This window comes from Phosphitispora fastidiosa, assembly GCF_019008365.1.
GTDB lineage: Bacteria > Bacillota > Thermincolia > Thermincolales > UBA2595 > Phosphitispora > Phosphitispora fastidiosa.
This window is the reverse complement of record NZ_JAHHUL010000006.1, coordinates 115,599-132,254: the sequence shown is the minus strand read 5'-3', so window position 1 is coordinate 132,254 and position 16,656 is coordinate 115,599. Positions and strand designations below refer to the sequence as shown.

Below are 16,656 nucleotides of genomic sequence, written 5' to 3'. Positions count from 1 at the left end.
GTTATTAGATTGCAAAACATTTATAACATTCAGTATTGAATAATTCAAGATTCCCCCCACTATTTCCTTTTCAAATTTATGCACAGTTGTTAAAAGGCTGTTAACAATTTGTTAACGACCTGACAGCAGCCAGGTATACAGCCCCATTATTTCACCTCTGCTTTACCTTTTATCATCCCATCGGCAACTGTGGAGCACGGCGCTCCATGGGCCTTCATCATCCCGTCGGCTACTGTAGAGCACGGCGCTCCATGGGCCTTCATCATCCCATCGGCAACTGTGGAGCATGGCGCTCCATGTGATCTCATCATCCCATCTGCTACTGTAGAACACGGCGCTCCATGGGCAGGTGCCAGCATTTCAGCCGTTGCAGCCGAACAACCCTGGCCGGGATGTCCATCTCCGGCAGCTGGGTGACCATGACCAATGGCTGGGTGGCCATGGCCTGTCGTGGGATGTATCCCGGCTGCACTATGGTCCTCCCGATGGCCTGCCAGTATCCAGTCCTTGACACTGGTCGGCTCAAGGCCAAAGCCCAGGAGATTGCCCTGTGCCCTGCCGATTATTTCAAACCCGCCTTCTGTTTCATAACCGATATTGTCAGTTTGCACAGCCAGTACCGTAGCCCGGTTAGTCAAATCGTAATGCCGGATCAGCCCTATTTCCCCTTCGGGCAGCCGCTGTCCGGTTCTGGGGCCAACCACAACAGTCCTGGTCCAGGGAAGAGCAACCTTATAACGTTCTTTTTCCGCCACACCATTAAAGAAATTCCTGATTGTATTGTCAAAATAGTTTGTCCCGCTTTCACTCATCCCCAGGGTATTTATGCACATATGAGGGGGTACCCCCAGGTACTCCGCGCATCTGGCATAGAAATCATTCCGGGAACAATCACCGAAAGTACCCTGGTAACCACCGCCGTCACAAAGCCGGCTTCCTTCCGGGAGCCGGAAGGCGAGTCCTTTTTCAATACAACCGTTGAAGAAATGCACAAATCCGGAGGTTGCGCCTACCAAAGTAACAGGAGCGCCGCTTTCCTCAGCCTCACGTAAGGCCTCAATCAGCGCTTCGGTCTCAAAGCCGTTGGGTGTTATCAAATACATGCTGTCATCAGTACCAAACTCGTTTTTCATCTGTTCCAGTCCAAAAGCCATAGCCATAGCCGGCGCTACTTTTGGTGATGGAACCAGAAGCAGAATGCGCATCCGGTCAATATCAGGAAACAGGAGGGATTTGGTTATCATCTTATTAGCCTTCAGAATCATATCCAGACTGGGCTTATCCCGGTAAATTTTGCCCCTCATGCCCGGTTCGGTGGTCCCACTGGTCAGTAAAGCCAGTTCGGCATCCTTTAAGGGGAACGAGGTAATTATGTGCTCTTTGAAGGCAGAGGTGGGAATCGCAGGTATCTCTGACCAGTGGCTTACTGTTTCCGGCGTACGTTCCTGTTTCTCACAATACTCCCGGTAAACGGAACCGGCCATAAACTGAATCCTGAATTCCCTCAGCGCCAGCAGGTTAAATTTTTCTTCATCGTTGTTATCCAAGCCCTGTTGGATAAATTCAACAATATCAGCATCAAGCTCGCTTGACAGTGCGGTCACTTCTTTCTCATTTAACATCTTGCCGTCCTCCTTACTCATCCCAATTATGGAGTCTATAATATTGCCCATTTCAGCAGGCAGTGATATCGTGTTTTTCCCAAAATTATTAACAAAAAAGTGGGTATGCATGATGCGGACCGATTTCAGCATATAGTCCTTCTTAAACCCGTCCTCCATCAATACCAATTGCTGCACCTTATTGAGGTAAAATACCCGGAAGCAGTTAACCAATGCCGACCATAAGCGCGGTATTTCCATTTGTGCCGGCTTTATCACCGGATAAACAAAATGGTATTTGGAGTAATCGTTCTCTACAATATATTCCCTTACCTGGTCATACATTTCGGTATAAGGCCATGGCGTCAGCAGCAAAAAATGTGCCAGGTCAGAGGCATAGTCCAGTGCGGTCTGCAGGGTTGTCTCAATATCCTCTTCAGTGTCACCGGGATTCCCAATGATAAAAGAACATTCGGTAATAATATCATGCCGGTTTAACAGATCGATAGCCCTGCGGGAGATGTCAACCGTGAGCCCTTTCCCGAAACCATCCATGGTTTTCTGGTGCACTGTTTCCACACCCACATAGACATGTACAATCCCTGCCTGGCGGTATTTGTGCAGAATGCTGCTGTCCCTGACAACCGCATCTGCCCTTGTCTCCAGACTGATGTGAATATCAAGCCCTTTAGTGATAAGCAGGTCCAGGACTCTTTCCCAGACCTCCGGCTCACAGGTGGCGAATTCATCAGCCATCATAAACATACCGACACCATAATCCCGGTGCAGCATTTCCAGCTCTGCGACAAAGTTCTCAGGGGTTCTGGTGCGGTAGGTACCCTTCCAGAACAGGTGCTGGGAACAAAAACTGCAGCTGTGCGGGCATCCCCGTGACAACCCCACCAGAGCCAGCCTTCTTCCGGTTACATTATATTTATACAGGTTCCAGTCCAACAAATCCCATGCCGGGATAAGATGGTCCATTTCTTTGGTAAATTCGCGCTCAGGGGTCATGATAACAGCGCCATCAGCAAGCCAGGCCAGGCCCCTGACATGGTCAGGTGTCTCCCTATCACTAATAGCCTGTGCCAGTTCCACAGCGGTCTGCTCCCCCTCACCCCTTACTATATAATCGATAATTCCGGGCATTTCCTTAAGTAGTTCGCAGCCGCAGAAGGTAGCGTGAATACCACCGAGACAGGTTACCATATCCGGATTGATATCCTTGGCTGCCTTCAGGACTTCAACAGCAGCATTAATACTTGAAGTAAATCCCCCAATCATTATCACATCCGGGTTTTCCTCTGAAATAACCCTGCTGACATCATTGATATCGTGGTCCAGGGACATGGCATCATATATCTTAACCTGAAATCCGTTTGCTCTCAGGTGACCGGCCAGGTACACCAGGCTCAGCGGCGGCCATTTTCCGGTAACTTCAATTATGCCGGTATGATACGGAGGTGTTACCAGAAGGATATTCAATGACATAAACAAAAGCTCCTTTTCTGCCCTGGATGTGTTATATCATGGCATATTTCAAGTGTTCGTGAACACTGGGATAAAACAGGGGAATGCCAAAAAACGCAAAAACAATCATAATAAGTGCAAATACAGCCAGCCAGGAAGCGCGCCTGCCCTTCCAGCCGAGAGTTACCCTCAGGTGCAGGGAAAGGCCATATACCAGCCAGCTTACCAGGGCCCAGGTTTCGATAGGATCCCAGCCCCAGTAGCGCCCCCAGGCCTTATAAGCCCAGACAGCCCCTGAAGCAATCATTATTCCCAGCATTACAAAAGCAAAGGCGGTAAACTGATAGCTCCAGTGGTCCAGTTTGGTCAGGTCCGGCATTTTCAGCAGAAATGGATGGACCCTGCCCCTGTCCTCCTGCCGCCTCTTCAACAGGTAAATCACTCCCAGACCTGCTGATACCAAAGCCGCTCCATAGGAAAGCTTGGCAAATAATATATGAATCCCCAGCCAGTATGTGAAAAACGTGCGGGGAATTTCTTTCATCTCTGAAGAACCCATCACGGCTATACCCACCATCAGCATGACCACCGGAAGAACAAAAGCGCCCAGAATCCTGAGCTTTGGTTTCCAGAACCAAACTACAAGGTAAAAGAAAAGCGCTCCCCAGGCATATGACATCATCACCTCATAGACACCCCAATAAGGGAAGTGTCCTGTCTGTACCCACCTATTCACCAGTCCCGCCGTTAAAGGGATAAATGCCAGCAGCGCAAGACCGCCGCCATATTTTTCAAAATTGTCTTTTTTAAAAATGAATCCGGCAATAAAGAATACCGTTCCTAAAAAGCAACAGCCTACTGACATCCAATAGAGGATGAGCTGAATTTTTACATTAAACATTGCTTCCTAACTCCTTATTTTTGCCGGGCATTCTTGGATGCCGGCAGGTACATAATTACCAAACCTGCCAGAGCAACCCATAAACCGGCAAACACAAAATTCGCTCCCAGGTCATTGACCAGGTCAAAGGCATTCCAATGCCTGATATCACCAATTTTAACCCGATACCCTGCAAATTCCATAAACCCACCGCTTCTCACAACCTCCCTGGCAATAATTTCAGCGCCATCGGTGACTGTGATTACTGCTGCGGGATTACTGAGGATATACTTTTCGGTGGTTATTTCCGCACCCTGCTGAACCATGTCGGGGTAAAACCTTATATTTAATGAATATGGTGTCCCCGGCACAGTGAAACCTTCGAAGCCAAACTCCGTTTTACCCCCGGTTTTTCTTGACTCCAGCAGGAGATATGTACTAACCAGGACTTTATTTCCGGGTCCGCTTATTTCTATTGATGGGGCAAATCCTGCCTGTCCCTGATAAATCCTGATGCCCCGGTAAACCAGGGGTTCCTTTTGCGATATGGCTTCCTGTCTGACCACATAACCATTCTCCAGAATTGCCAGGTGGGAAATAATTTCGTCAACATCTCCGTTATCATCGGGTATAACCTCCTGACTATTCAGCCTAAGACCAAACCCCCGATGCCGGCGCTCCCTGAAAAACGGGCCTTCATTAATACTGTCATAATTATGGTGCAGCTCATACCGTTCTTCACCTTCCGCCAACTTGATCTGTCCTGCCATTTTGGCAGAACCGCTGACCAGACCTCCTACAACAATAATGATCAGACCTATATGAAAAATACCGCTTCCCCATAACCTCCAGGGTCCCTTAACCCGGAAAGAATTCCTTCCGTTATCCGAAACCGGCTTTTTCCTCACCAACCTGAAGCAGTTGATAAGCTGCTGAACTGTACACGCAGTCAGATTAATCAAAAATATAATTCCAATCGCTGTAAACCAGGGGGTTTGAAAAATATTCGCCTGTTGGATGACCATTCCGGCAGCAGATACCAATGTCAATAGCAGTATCATCACCGCCGCAAGTTTTTTCGACCTCACAAAACTCCACACATTTTGAAGGGAATAGTTTCCCGCCATCAGATTGTCCCGCTCCTTAACCCTTATTCCGTTAATATAGCAATGAGTTTTACATCCAGTAGGAGAAAAAATGGTACTAAAGCTGTGCCGTTTTAACAGCACAGCTTTAGTTATCCTGATAAAAAACACTAAATAAGCATTAAATCTGGTTCAATGATATAATTCGACATTTATTGCCATTATCCTTTTTCAAAAATAGCATCCAATTTCTACTAGTATTCATCATGCTCATCACATTCATTGACATTTGAACCACAACTGCTCTCCCGGTACTGACCGCTGGCCGGGTGGGTGAAGTTGGTCAACACGTTACCCTTGGAGTTGGGTTCACCAATGGTAACTATGAGATGTGCCTTGTTGGTGCCATGCGGCATAGATGCGTGACACCAGGAGCACCGGAGACCATCCTCGTTATGGTCGCCAATATTATGCAGGTTATCTCCGTCGCTGAAACCGGTTCTGCCGGCACTTTCGCCACCGACGCCATATGTATATCTGTCATGGCACATGAAGCAGAGCATATCAGATTGCCTGGAGCTGCTGGTGTATGTATATGGCCTCTTTAGAATATTTGCATAGGCCAGGGTGCCTCCAGGGGTACTGGCGCCGTGACAGCCCTGGCAGCCAACATAGCTGGTTGCCGTCCATGGGCTGACATAGGTGCCATAACTACTGTTGGCCTTACTGGTTAAGGTGTCAACTACATGGTAAGAACCCTTGGCAGATACGAAGTCCTGCTGCTGTGTGCTGTGGCAGTTGAGGCAATCACTATCAGTAGCAGTCGGGAAAATTCCTGTCAGGTGAGCGCTGTTCAGGTCACTGTGAATTACGCCCGCGCCGTCGGCAGTTCCGGTATGGCAGTTACTGCACCTGCGGTTGCTGCCATCGGCAGCAGTAGTTGCAATTGCTCCCTGAACCTTGGCCTTGGCGCTGTCGTGACATGTTGCGCAATCCAGACCGCGGTTGGCGTGTTCATCTGTCAGCACGGTGGTATGACACTTGCCGCAGTTCCAGGTATAGCCGCTGAAACCGTATGCCGGTGCGGTATGCATTGTGCCTATATCGCCATGGATGGTGTGACAGGCGCTGCAGTTGGCATTGCCGCCGGCTACCGCTGTCTTCACATCTGCCCTGACAGTACTGCTGTGACAGAGAGCGCAGGTCCGGGCTTCTCCCTCGACAGGTGTGGGAGCAGGCCGGCTGCTATCGGTGGATGCTGTCCAGGCAAGGTCAAGCTGAGCCGAGTTGTATGCACCTGCTGTCAGGCCTGTCGGGTCTGTCGGCGGAACCGTATCTGTTCCGCTGTTATCAGCAGGAACAGTGGTTGACGATGTAGTAACTGAGTCTTCAGAGCCGGTTGAGCCCTGGCTTTCCAGAATGAAGCTTACTTCACTGAGCTTGGCCCTTTCTGCGCTGCCGTCCCTGCCCGGCTTGATGCGGAATTTAATGAACCCATAGCCGTCCATAGCATGAGCGGCCTCGGTCACATCAACCTCATACCATGTATAACTGGTGCTCGGCCTGCTCAGTTTATAGTCCACAACAGCTCCGGTATTGATGTTTTTCCCGTCACTCTTATACGGGTAGAATAGCATATTCCCTGACCAGTCACTGTCATCCCAGCGGAACCTGACTTTCAGCTTCACTGACGAGTAATCCCGGGCATCCTTATCTGCCCTGACATATACCCACCAATCACCGTCACCGTTTTCCCTGATTTCCACATTACTGCCGTCGTTATTGTCACTTAAGCGGGAAGTAACGGTAGAGTCAATGTTCCGGTCATAATACCTGTCGGCATCGATATTTTTCCCCCATCTGGCATCATCAGGGCCAACTGTCTCGGATGGCGACGTTACAGGCGCTGCCTTGGTCGTTGCCGTGGCGGTATTGCTAAATCCGGAAACATTGCCTGCGGCATCATATGCCTGAACCTTAAACCAGTACTGGGTAACAGGGGTCAGTCCGCCTATTGAGAACGCGGTTCCCGTTGTTGTCCCTGCCTGTGACCAGGTAGAGCCGTCACTGCTGCGGAACACTTTGTAAGCCACCTTGCTGCCAGTTTCATCCGTTCCACCGGTAGAGTCCCCGGTATCAAAATACCTGGTATGCTCTCCCGGCAGGTAATTGTTATGGCAGTTGGCACAATTCATATCGGTATCTGTCGGGAATACGGGTTTATGCAGTTGTTCCCAGCCCAGGTGAATGACACTGTGGCAATCCTCGCAGTCATATATGGGGTTATTCTGACCGGTCTTTGCAGCCACAAGAATTTTTACATCACTTCTGACATTATCACCGTGGCAGGTAACACATCCATCGCTATGTACCGCAGCTGACTTAATATCCGCTGCTTCCCCTGCAGCTGCAGAGAACCCGTGGCAGCTTGAGCAATCCATATTGGTGGCACTGTGTTTGGCCAGGTGTTCCGGCTGGTGTCCTGAATCCACGGTATTTGTCAGTGTTCCATTGTGGCAGTCGGCACAGTAAATGGACTGTCCGTTCCTGTTCATGTTCAGGCTTCCGTCTCCGGAAATCACCTTACCTGTCCCCTCAAAAGTACTGTTATGGCAAGTGCTGCAGCCATATCCGGTAATACCCGCATTTTCGTGCAGGGATGCCAACTCAGTTTCACCGGTCGATACATCAGTGGCATGACAGGTGGAACACTCTGCTGAGCCTGCCCCTGCCTGGCCGGACTGATAACCGTTTTTAGCTACCCGGTGCTGGTGGGAAACACTGCCGTGGCAGTCTGTACAGGTATATCCGGTCCGGTTCACATTTGAACTCAGGTTTGACGTGATTATCTCCGGTGTCTCCGGCAGTGCTGCCGCAGCTCCGGCACCATGGCAGGTATCGCAATTAAGCCCTGCCTTGAAGCTTTCACTATGCTGAGCAGTGACATCCTTCTGGTGACAGTTGGCACACCCGGTGGCTCCATCTGCAGTGAATGCGGTTACTTCGTGCATCTTGTTATGCTTCGGTGTAATGGAATCATGGCACGCGCTGCAGGCATAAACCGAATTGTCCTGACCTGTTCCCGCGTCGATAAAGGCCTGAACCACGCTGTTGGCAGTGGTATGACACTTGTTGCAGGTCGGGTGGATATCGCTGTCACTTACAGTGGCGGTTGTTCCCGCAGGTGCATTGAATGCTCCGGTCACCGCAGTTCCGTTATGGCATCCGCTGCAGGTTACCGGCTCATCACCTGTGCCGGTATGTTCATACCGGTGGCCGTAAGTCAGGGAGTTATGACAGTCTGAACAGTTGTAACCCGCCTTATCTGCCGTACGGCTCCAGTTGGATTCAATAACACCGACCACTCCCGCCGCTGTATTGGCATGGCAGGAATTGCAGTCTGCCGCTGAACCCGTATAAATATGGTTGTCATAGATATCCAGCGTTGTATGGCACTGGGCGCAATCCACACTGGAATCCCAGTTATACAGCCCGTAACCATTGGCAGTTGTTGAGTGATTGCCATCATGGGCCGGGTACTTGGTCCCAAGGGCATCTGCCAGTGTGCCGTTGTGGCAGTCGGTACAGTAAATCGGTGTTCCGTTACTGAGCATATCCAGGCTGCCATCCATGGGAATTACGATACCTTCGAATGCTGCATTATGACAGGTATCACAGCCATAGTCTGTAATCAGGCCTCTGTCAGCCGCATCTTGGTGTACCGCAGCCAGTTCGGCGGTCCCGTCTGCCGTATCCGAATGGCAGGCGCTGCAGTTAACTTCGGGGGCTGCCGCATAACCATTTGCGGCAACGGGGTGGCTATGCCCCTGTTGGATACCTGTGTGACAATCCTGGCAGGTGAACCCGGGTGGGGCAGTTTTATTGCTTAGGTTAGCCCATATAGTGGGCAGAGTATCCGGCAGGGCCGGTTCCAGTGTATGGCAGGTCTGGCAGCTCATGCTGACATCCCAGAGACCGCTGTGCTGGAAGGCCACGTGGTTTGTATGACACTTGGAACAGCTTGTGTCAGCGCTGTCCTTCAGGTAGCTGGTTACCTCATGCTGTTCATTGTGTCCGGAATGGCAGTTCTCACAATAGTATGGCGGTGAAACTCTGTCCTTAAAGTGGTTAATATTCCAGACCACGTTTTCCTTGGTGCTGGCATGGCATAGGTTACAGTCTTTGGTCCCATCTGCAGCCAGGTGAATATCTGTGACATTCGCCGTAGTATACCCGGGCAGGTTGGGAGCATTAAAGTTCCCCACCGCATTAGTCCCATCGTGACAGCTATTGCATTCTATTGGATCCATTCCATATGATTTGTGTTCCGGCATATGTTTGTATGGCAGAGTGTTATGGCAGTCAGAACAGGTATAGGCGGCCGGCGTATCGGCACGGCTCCATGAACCCTTAATCACTGACTGTACAGCCGCGTTTGTGCTGTTATGACAAAGGTTGCAGTTCAGATTGTCTTTGTCATGCACAACCTTGGTATCCAGGCTGGGGTGGCACCCAACGCAGCTTAACATACTGTCATTAAAAGCAATGCCGTTATATGTTCCCTGGTAAGCACCATATCCTGTGGCATTGATATGATTGCCATCATGGGCCGGGTACTTTGTCCCAAGGGCATCTGCCAGTGTGCCGTTATGGCAGCCGGTACAGTAGATGGGAGTTCCGCCACTGAGCATATCCAGGCTGCCGTCCTTGACAATTACAGTTCCTTCAAATATCGGATTATGGCAGGTACTGCAGCTATAATCTGCTATCAGCCCCCTATCAGCCGCATCTTGGTGTACCGCAGCCAGTTCAGCCGTACCATCCGCAGCATCCTTATGGCAGGCGCTGCAGTTAACTTGAGGTGCAGCCGCATAGCCATTTGCCGCAACATTATGTTCGTGACCGGTCCCGGTTCCGTGACATGCCTGGCAGCTGATATTATTGGCAGCAATAGCATCCTTGGCAGTCTGCCTGGCAGCAGCGCCGTGGCAGGTATCGCATGATACCGTGGAAGCGCTGTCCTTCTTATGCACTCCCAGGAGGCTCTGCCCGTCTGCAGTGGCATCTCCGGCGTGGCACTCAAGACATCCGGTTGTTTCCGGATATGTTGATAAATCAGCAAAATGGAACTCCTTATGAGTATCCACCATATCCATAGCCGGATTGATATCAGCGTTATGACAGCCGCTGCAGTCAACACTAAGGCTGATTACCGCAGGCTTATAGGCCTCGATATAATGGCAGGTATTGCAGCCCACATAAATATCTGAATGCAGTGTAATCAGTGAATTATTGGTATGGCAGGTACTGCAGTCAGTATCGTATTCCGGCATAAAGACCGGGAAGGGATTTGCTATGTGTCTCGGATAATACTGGCTGTCGGGGTGAGACCTCTCTGCATCTGTCCCGTTATGGCAGTCTTCACAGCGTGTAAGCCCCAGAGCTATCTGATCCCTGACCGGTGAAGCCGGGTCATGACAGGTAGCACAATCCATTGCCCTGGGCAGGTCAATACCGGGATTAACGTGTGTATCAATCAGTTGGTTTGAATGACACCATGAACAGTTAATCATCCCACCGGTAAGCGAGCTTGTGCTGACATGCCTGGTTTGAATGTCACCATGGCAGTCACTGCACATGTATGAGTCTGAAACCCCTTTATTGCTTTCAATGAATCCCGATACATCAGCATCCCCGCTGCCGTGGCAGGTTAAGCAGTCCGGGTGGTAGGCAACGGTATCAGCAGGCCCAGATGCAGTATCCATATCAGCCTGGTGCAGCGCCGCATAGGTAACTGTACCGTTATGGCACCGGCTGCAGTCATAACTGCTCTGGCCTATGAGTTCCTTGATTACGGGCTTGGCCGCAGCGCTGTCGTGACAACTCTGACAGGCGGCATGGTAACCGGTGGTATTTTGGTCAACAGCAGCAGTACCGAAATCAGCAGTATGGCTGTACGTAATCACCGAGTCGGGTGTATGACAGTCATCACACAGGTATGCCGTCTCAGTCTTCAGAGCCGCTATCGTCCCTTCCGGCAGCCTGGCAGAGCCATGGCACATCCCGCATGCGGTCTCTCCATCTGCATCAAGGTGATAATCGGTAATCGTTGCTTCTGCTGTATCTGCAGCTACCATTTTAGCCTTATGGTTCGGTGCCATGTCCAGAGTTTCATTATGACACTCAGAACACAGGTATGGCGCAGTAACTGTTCCTTTGAGTCCATCCAGTACCTGCCGGACAACTGAATTACCATGACACGTACTGCAGGCCTGGTGATATGTGGTGGAAACATCCTCAGGATTTGCTGCAGCGTCAGCCTTTGCCTGGTGATAAGGGTCGTTGGCTATAGTCCCATTGTGACACTCGGTACAGGCATAGCCAGATGCCGGCAGGTTGTCCCTCATGGGGTCAAGGCTGATCACATATTGACCGTTCGCTGTACCATGGCAGGTATTACAGGATTGCGGGTGGAAGCCGACAATCTCATCTGACCCTGCGGCATGCGCCGGGTAATACGGTGAATCACCTTTTAAGGCCACAGCCGTATGGCAGGCTGAGCAGTCATAGCTGCCCCCGAGTTTAACCTCATCCTTAAGCCTGGTGATGGTGGACTTATAGGTTGGCTTGTGACAGTCTGTACACTTTAGGTGGAAGGCAGTTGTGTCATCATAGACAACACCTTCAAAAGCGGCCTTGTGGCCGGCTGATAAATCAGTGTGGCATTCTGTACAGGAATAACTGTCACTGCGATTTTCCGCAATAATTGTGTCAATTGCTGCAGCATATGTAGTGTCCGGAGTATGACAGGTTGCACAACTGGCATGAACATCCATGATATTCATCTGCTGGCCGTTATAGTCAGCGCTGTGTACCGGAGCCTTGGGATTGGAACCGCTGGTCCCGTCACCGTTGTGGCAGTCAAGGCATGAGTAGTTCTTTACAGAACTACCTGCCAGTGCGGCAATCTTAGGAAAGATTTCCTGCCTCTGGTGACAGGTGTTGCAGGAATCATGGGGCGCACCGTCAATCCGCAGATTGCTGCTCTCTGTAGCAATGTGGAAAAGGGTATGTTCTTCAGGCACTGGGATCACTCCGGCATTAAAGTGACACTTGTCACAGGAGCGGTTGGCTGCCAGACCGCCGGCTGTATCAATTACGTTGAGTATGGCGGTGTTTGTTGAGTTATGGCAGGTAAAGCAGTCTATATCCTGATTTGCGTGCTCAGTATCAAGAGTACTGTTGTGACAACCGGAACAATCTACCGGGTAAAAGCCTGTTAATTGGCCGGAAAACATGAGTTCACTGGGAAATGTTGTAGTATGTACTGCTGCGAGTTGGGTATCATCATGACCGGTTTTATCGGTGCTATGACAGTTAAAGCAGAGGTTTGTTGTATCGTCAGGACCTGATGGAACAATGCCTGGGGAGTAAAATTTGTGACAATTGGAAGCGGAACAGCTAATGTCCTGAGAACCAAAACCTATGCCGATAGCTACGGTATATGATGGATAACTCTCCATTTCGGTACTGCCGTGTGGCTTATGATTGACCGGAGTATGACAGGTTTCACAAGATGCTGCTCGATGACACCTGGCACAGGCATCGCTTCCAGCAGGCGTATTCATACCGTTGTGATATGAGTGTATATTGGGGGGACCGGTTAAAACACTGTCCGGTGATTTAAAATATCCCGCACCATCCACATATGCTGCTATCCATCCAGGTGAAGAATGCCGTGCACTAATCACTCCATGGCAAACTGTACAAGTCTCGCCTAGCACAGGTGATGCTACCGTAAAATCAGAAACATTTGTTCCATGGCAATTGGCACAGTCAGCGCCAGCAGCAGATGCACCTCCTCCACTGGAAGCGAATAGTGTCATGATAACAAACAAACCCAAAACTGCCAAAATTATTTTCTTCAAATACCCAACCTCCTTTCGGCACATTTTTCTTCTACATTTTAGCATTATCTTTATCTCACCTCCTCTCGTAAAGTCGAATAACCTGTTTATTACCCTCTTTCCATTTACTACCTTTTTGTGAAGCAAGAAAAATTGCTAACCCGTCCATGTTGTTAGCAAATAATGACAATTTTTCTTAATATATCTAAATATATTTCCCAATATTATTATCGTAGATTTAGAAAAACTAGTTTATAGTCGGATTTCATATTTTCATACATATTTATATAATTGCATTTCAAATCTTTTACACTTTGTAATATTACACAATGTGACAATTTTTCCTGCTACATTTTTTCAATTTTCAATTTCTTTAGTATCTTTAACACACATGATGTAGAACCTGCCTTTTGTAGCAGTAGTATTACTTTCCTTAGGAGTTTTCGCCTGTTCAAAGCTGTGCCTGTGACCGGCACAGCTTAATGAACTTATTGGTCTTCCTTATAAAACAGCAGTTTACCTTCCGATCCGCTTCTGGGGAGCGGACTCCTGACCGCCCCGCTGGTGGGAAACAGACTGGTGGCAGTCGGTACAGCTATATTCCTTAACGGTAGTATTCGAACTGAGATTCTGCTCAATGACTGTTGTGGTAATAGCTATAGCGGGGCTGGCTGTATGGCAGGTGGCACAATTTCCGTTATGTGCTAAAACGACATCATTAGCGCCATTACCGTGACAATTGATACAACCTTCGCTATTAACAACCCTATGCAATTTCACATGTGTTTTTGCATCTGAACCGTTGTGGCATAAAGTGCAATTGTAGTTATTACTCTCACCTACCATGGGATTAATAATCTCCTGAATACCTGTATTACCGTGACAGGTATTGCAGCCTCCCTCATGGACAGCAGATCCCTGACCGGTGAAAACATATTCTGTACCGGCTGTAATGTTAAAGGAGTGACACACACTGCAATCCAAATCCGTCTGTTCAATATCCTGAACAGCCTTATGTTCAGGCAGGTGAGCAGCATCCCGTGTTACCGGGTAGCCATCTGCCGTATTACCGTTGTGGCAGTCACTGCAATAAATGGAGGTTGATCCGTTTATCAGCATATCAAGCTCTCCGTCCCTGGCAATGACTTCACCATAAAACGGCTCAGTATGGCATGCCGCGCAGTCTTTATCATACGCGTTATGAAGTTCAGCCAATTCCGTATCGCCACCGGTAGAATCAGTAGCGTGGCAAGCAGCACAATCTACTTCCTCAGGTTCCTCGTAAACAACTACGTTATGGGTGTGGTCTCCTTCCCCATGACAGGCCTGGCAGCTTACATCCCCAGCTGCAATAGCCTCTTTCACCGAATCCCTGGCTATTGTCCCGTGACAGGAGTCACAGGTCACTGTAGAACTGCTGCGTTTCTTATGCACGGCCAGGAGATTCTGCCCTGCAGCTGAATCATCTGTCTGGTGACAGTTAAGACAGAATACGGTATCCGGATAAAGCGCGGTATCAGCGTCATGGAAAGGTTTATGAGTTTCCGCCATATCCATTTCAGCATTGACTGAGGCGTCATGACAGCCTTCACAGGATACATCAAGACCTACCACTGCAGGTTTAAATCGCTCATCAGTATGGCAGGCGCCACATCCAACACTGACAGCTGAATGGATGTCTATTAAGGAGTCGGCATGACAGGTACTGCAATCAGGACTGTATTCAGGCATAAATACCGGGAACAAATCCACCTCATGCTCTGGAGCGTATTGGTCTTCCGGGTGTTTTGCAGGTGCGGAAACATCATTATGACATGCTTCACAGGCTGTCAAACCGGTGTCAATCTGAACCCCTACCGGAGCATCCGGGTCATGGCATACACCGCAGGTATAGTCTTGGTTTAAAGTGATATTTGGCTCCACATGAACCCCGATGAGGTTATTTACGGCATAGGTTTCGTTTGTTGATGTGTGGCACCAGGAACAGTCAACCGGCTTATCTGCAGCAATGAGGTCAGTTGTTGCCAGGTCTGTCGTGCTTTGATGCATTGTGGCAATATCCCCATGGCATGCGGAACATGAATAACCTGGTACAGGGACATTGTCTCTGATGGGGTCAATATCAACCCGGTACTGTCCGTCAACCACTCCATGGCATGTTTCACAGGACAATGGATGGTAGCCTACAATCTGTTCTCCGTCAGCCTGGTGAACAGGATAATATGGTGATGTGCCTTTTTCATTATCTTCCAGGTGACAGGCAGAGCATTCATAACCTGTACCATCTTTTACATCTTCCTTCAGCCCGGCAATAACACTCTTATAGGCCTCATTGTGGCAGTCTGTACATTTCAGGTGGAAGGCGGTTGTATCATCATACAGAACCCCTTCAAAAGCGGCTTGGTGGCCTGATGATAAGTCAGTATGGCATTCTGTACAGGAATAACTGTCACTGCGGCCATCAGCAATGATTGTGTCAATCACTGCGGCATATGTGGTGCCCGGAGTATGACATGATGCACAACTCGTGTGTACGTCCATAACAGCCATCTGCTGACCGCTGTAATCGGCGCTGTGAACAGGCGCCTTGGGATTGGACCCTGTGGTCCCGTCACCGTTGTGGCAGTCAAAACATGAGTAGTTTTTAACTGAACTGCCTGCAAGTACTGCAATCTCAGGAAGGATTTCCTGCCTCTGGTGACAGGTATTGCATGACTCATGCGGCACGCCGTCAATCCGCAGATTGTTACTCTCTGTGGCAATATGGAAAAGTGGATGCTCCTCAGGTACTGGGATAACTCCGGCATTGAAATGGCACTTGTCACAGGCGCGGTTGGCTTCAGTGTTGTCGGCTATATCAATCACGTTAATTACAGCAGCGTTGGTGGATTTGTGACAGGCCATACAGTCTTTATCCTGATTTGCGTGTTCAACATCAAGAGTACTGTTATGACATCCTGAACAATCAACCGGATATATACCTGTCAGTTGGCCGGTAAACATGAGTTCACTGGGAAATGTGGTAGTATGTAGTGCTGCAAGTTGGGTATCGTCATGACCTGCTTTATCGGTGCTGTGACAGTTGAAGCAGAGGTTGGTTGTATCGTTTGGGCCTGATGGGACAATGCCCGGGGAGTAAAATTTATGACAGTTGGAAGTGGAACAGCTAATGTCCAGAGAACCAAAACTTATCCCGGTAGCTACAATGTATGATGGATAACTTTCCATTTCGGTACTGCCGTGAAGTTTATGATTGACAGGAGTATGACAAGTTTCACAGGATGCTGCTCGATGGCATCTGGCACAGGCATCACTCCCAGCAGGAGTATTCATTCCGCTGTGATATGAGTGTATGCTGGGGGGACCGGTTAAAACACTGTCTGCTGATTTAAAATATCCTACGCCGTCAACGTACACAGCAATCCATGCAGGGGAAGAGTGTCGTGCGGTAATCACTCCATGGCAGACCGTACAGGTCTCTCCCAGCGTAGGTGACGCTACCATAAAATCAGAAACAATTGTTCCGTGGCAGTTGGTACAGTCATCACCGGCAGTAGCTGCACCGACTCCACTGGAAGCAAATAGTGTCATGACAACAAACAGACCCAAAGCTGCCAAAATTGTTTTCTTCAAATATCCAACCTCCTTTCGGCACATTTTTTTTCTACTTTTTAGCATTACTTTTATTTCACCTCCTCTCGTATGATTAACAT

The 16,656-nt window shown here is 49.2% G+C and carries 5 protein-coding genes; all 5 read right to left on the bottom strand.

The annotated features are described in order from the left end of the window. Positions 1–146 precede the first annotated feature (146 nt). A complete protein-coding gene (locus Ga0451573_RS08095) occupies positions 147–3,092 on the bottom strand; it encodes a B12-binding domain-containing radical SAM protein (RefSeq protein WP_231683381.1) in 2,946 nt (981 codons plus the stop codon). Between the two features lie 31 nt (positions 3,093–3,123). Then, positions 3,124–3,972 (bottom strand): c-type cytochrome biogenesis protein CcsB, encoded by an 849-nt coding sequence (gene ccsB, locus Ga0451573_RS08090; RefSeq protein WP_231683380.1) that lies wholly within the window; start codon positions 3,970–3,972, stop codon positions 3,124–3,126. Positions 3,973–3,986: 14 nt separating this feature from the next. Next, entirely contained in the window at positions 3,987–5,078 is a 1,092-nt protein-coding gene (locus Ga0451573_RS08085; protein ID WP_231683379.1) for a cytochrome c biogenesis ResB family protein, read from the bottom strand. 212 nt (positions 5,079–5,290) lie between these two features. Continuing rightward, entirely contained in the window at positions 5,291–12,964 is a 7,674-nt protein-coding gene (locus Ga0451573_RS08080; RefSeq protein ID WP_231683378.1) for a cytochrome c3 family protein, read from the bottom strand. Positions 12,965–13,459: 495 nt separating this feature from the next. Beyond that, positions 13,460–16,576, bottom strand: a complete 3,117-nt coding sequence (locus Ga0451573_RS08075; RefSeq protein ID WP_231683377.1) for a cytochrome c3 family protein — start codon at positions 16,574–16,576, stop codon at positions 13,460–13,462. Positions 16,577–16,656: the final 80 nt, after the last annotated feature.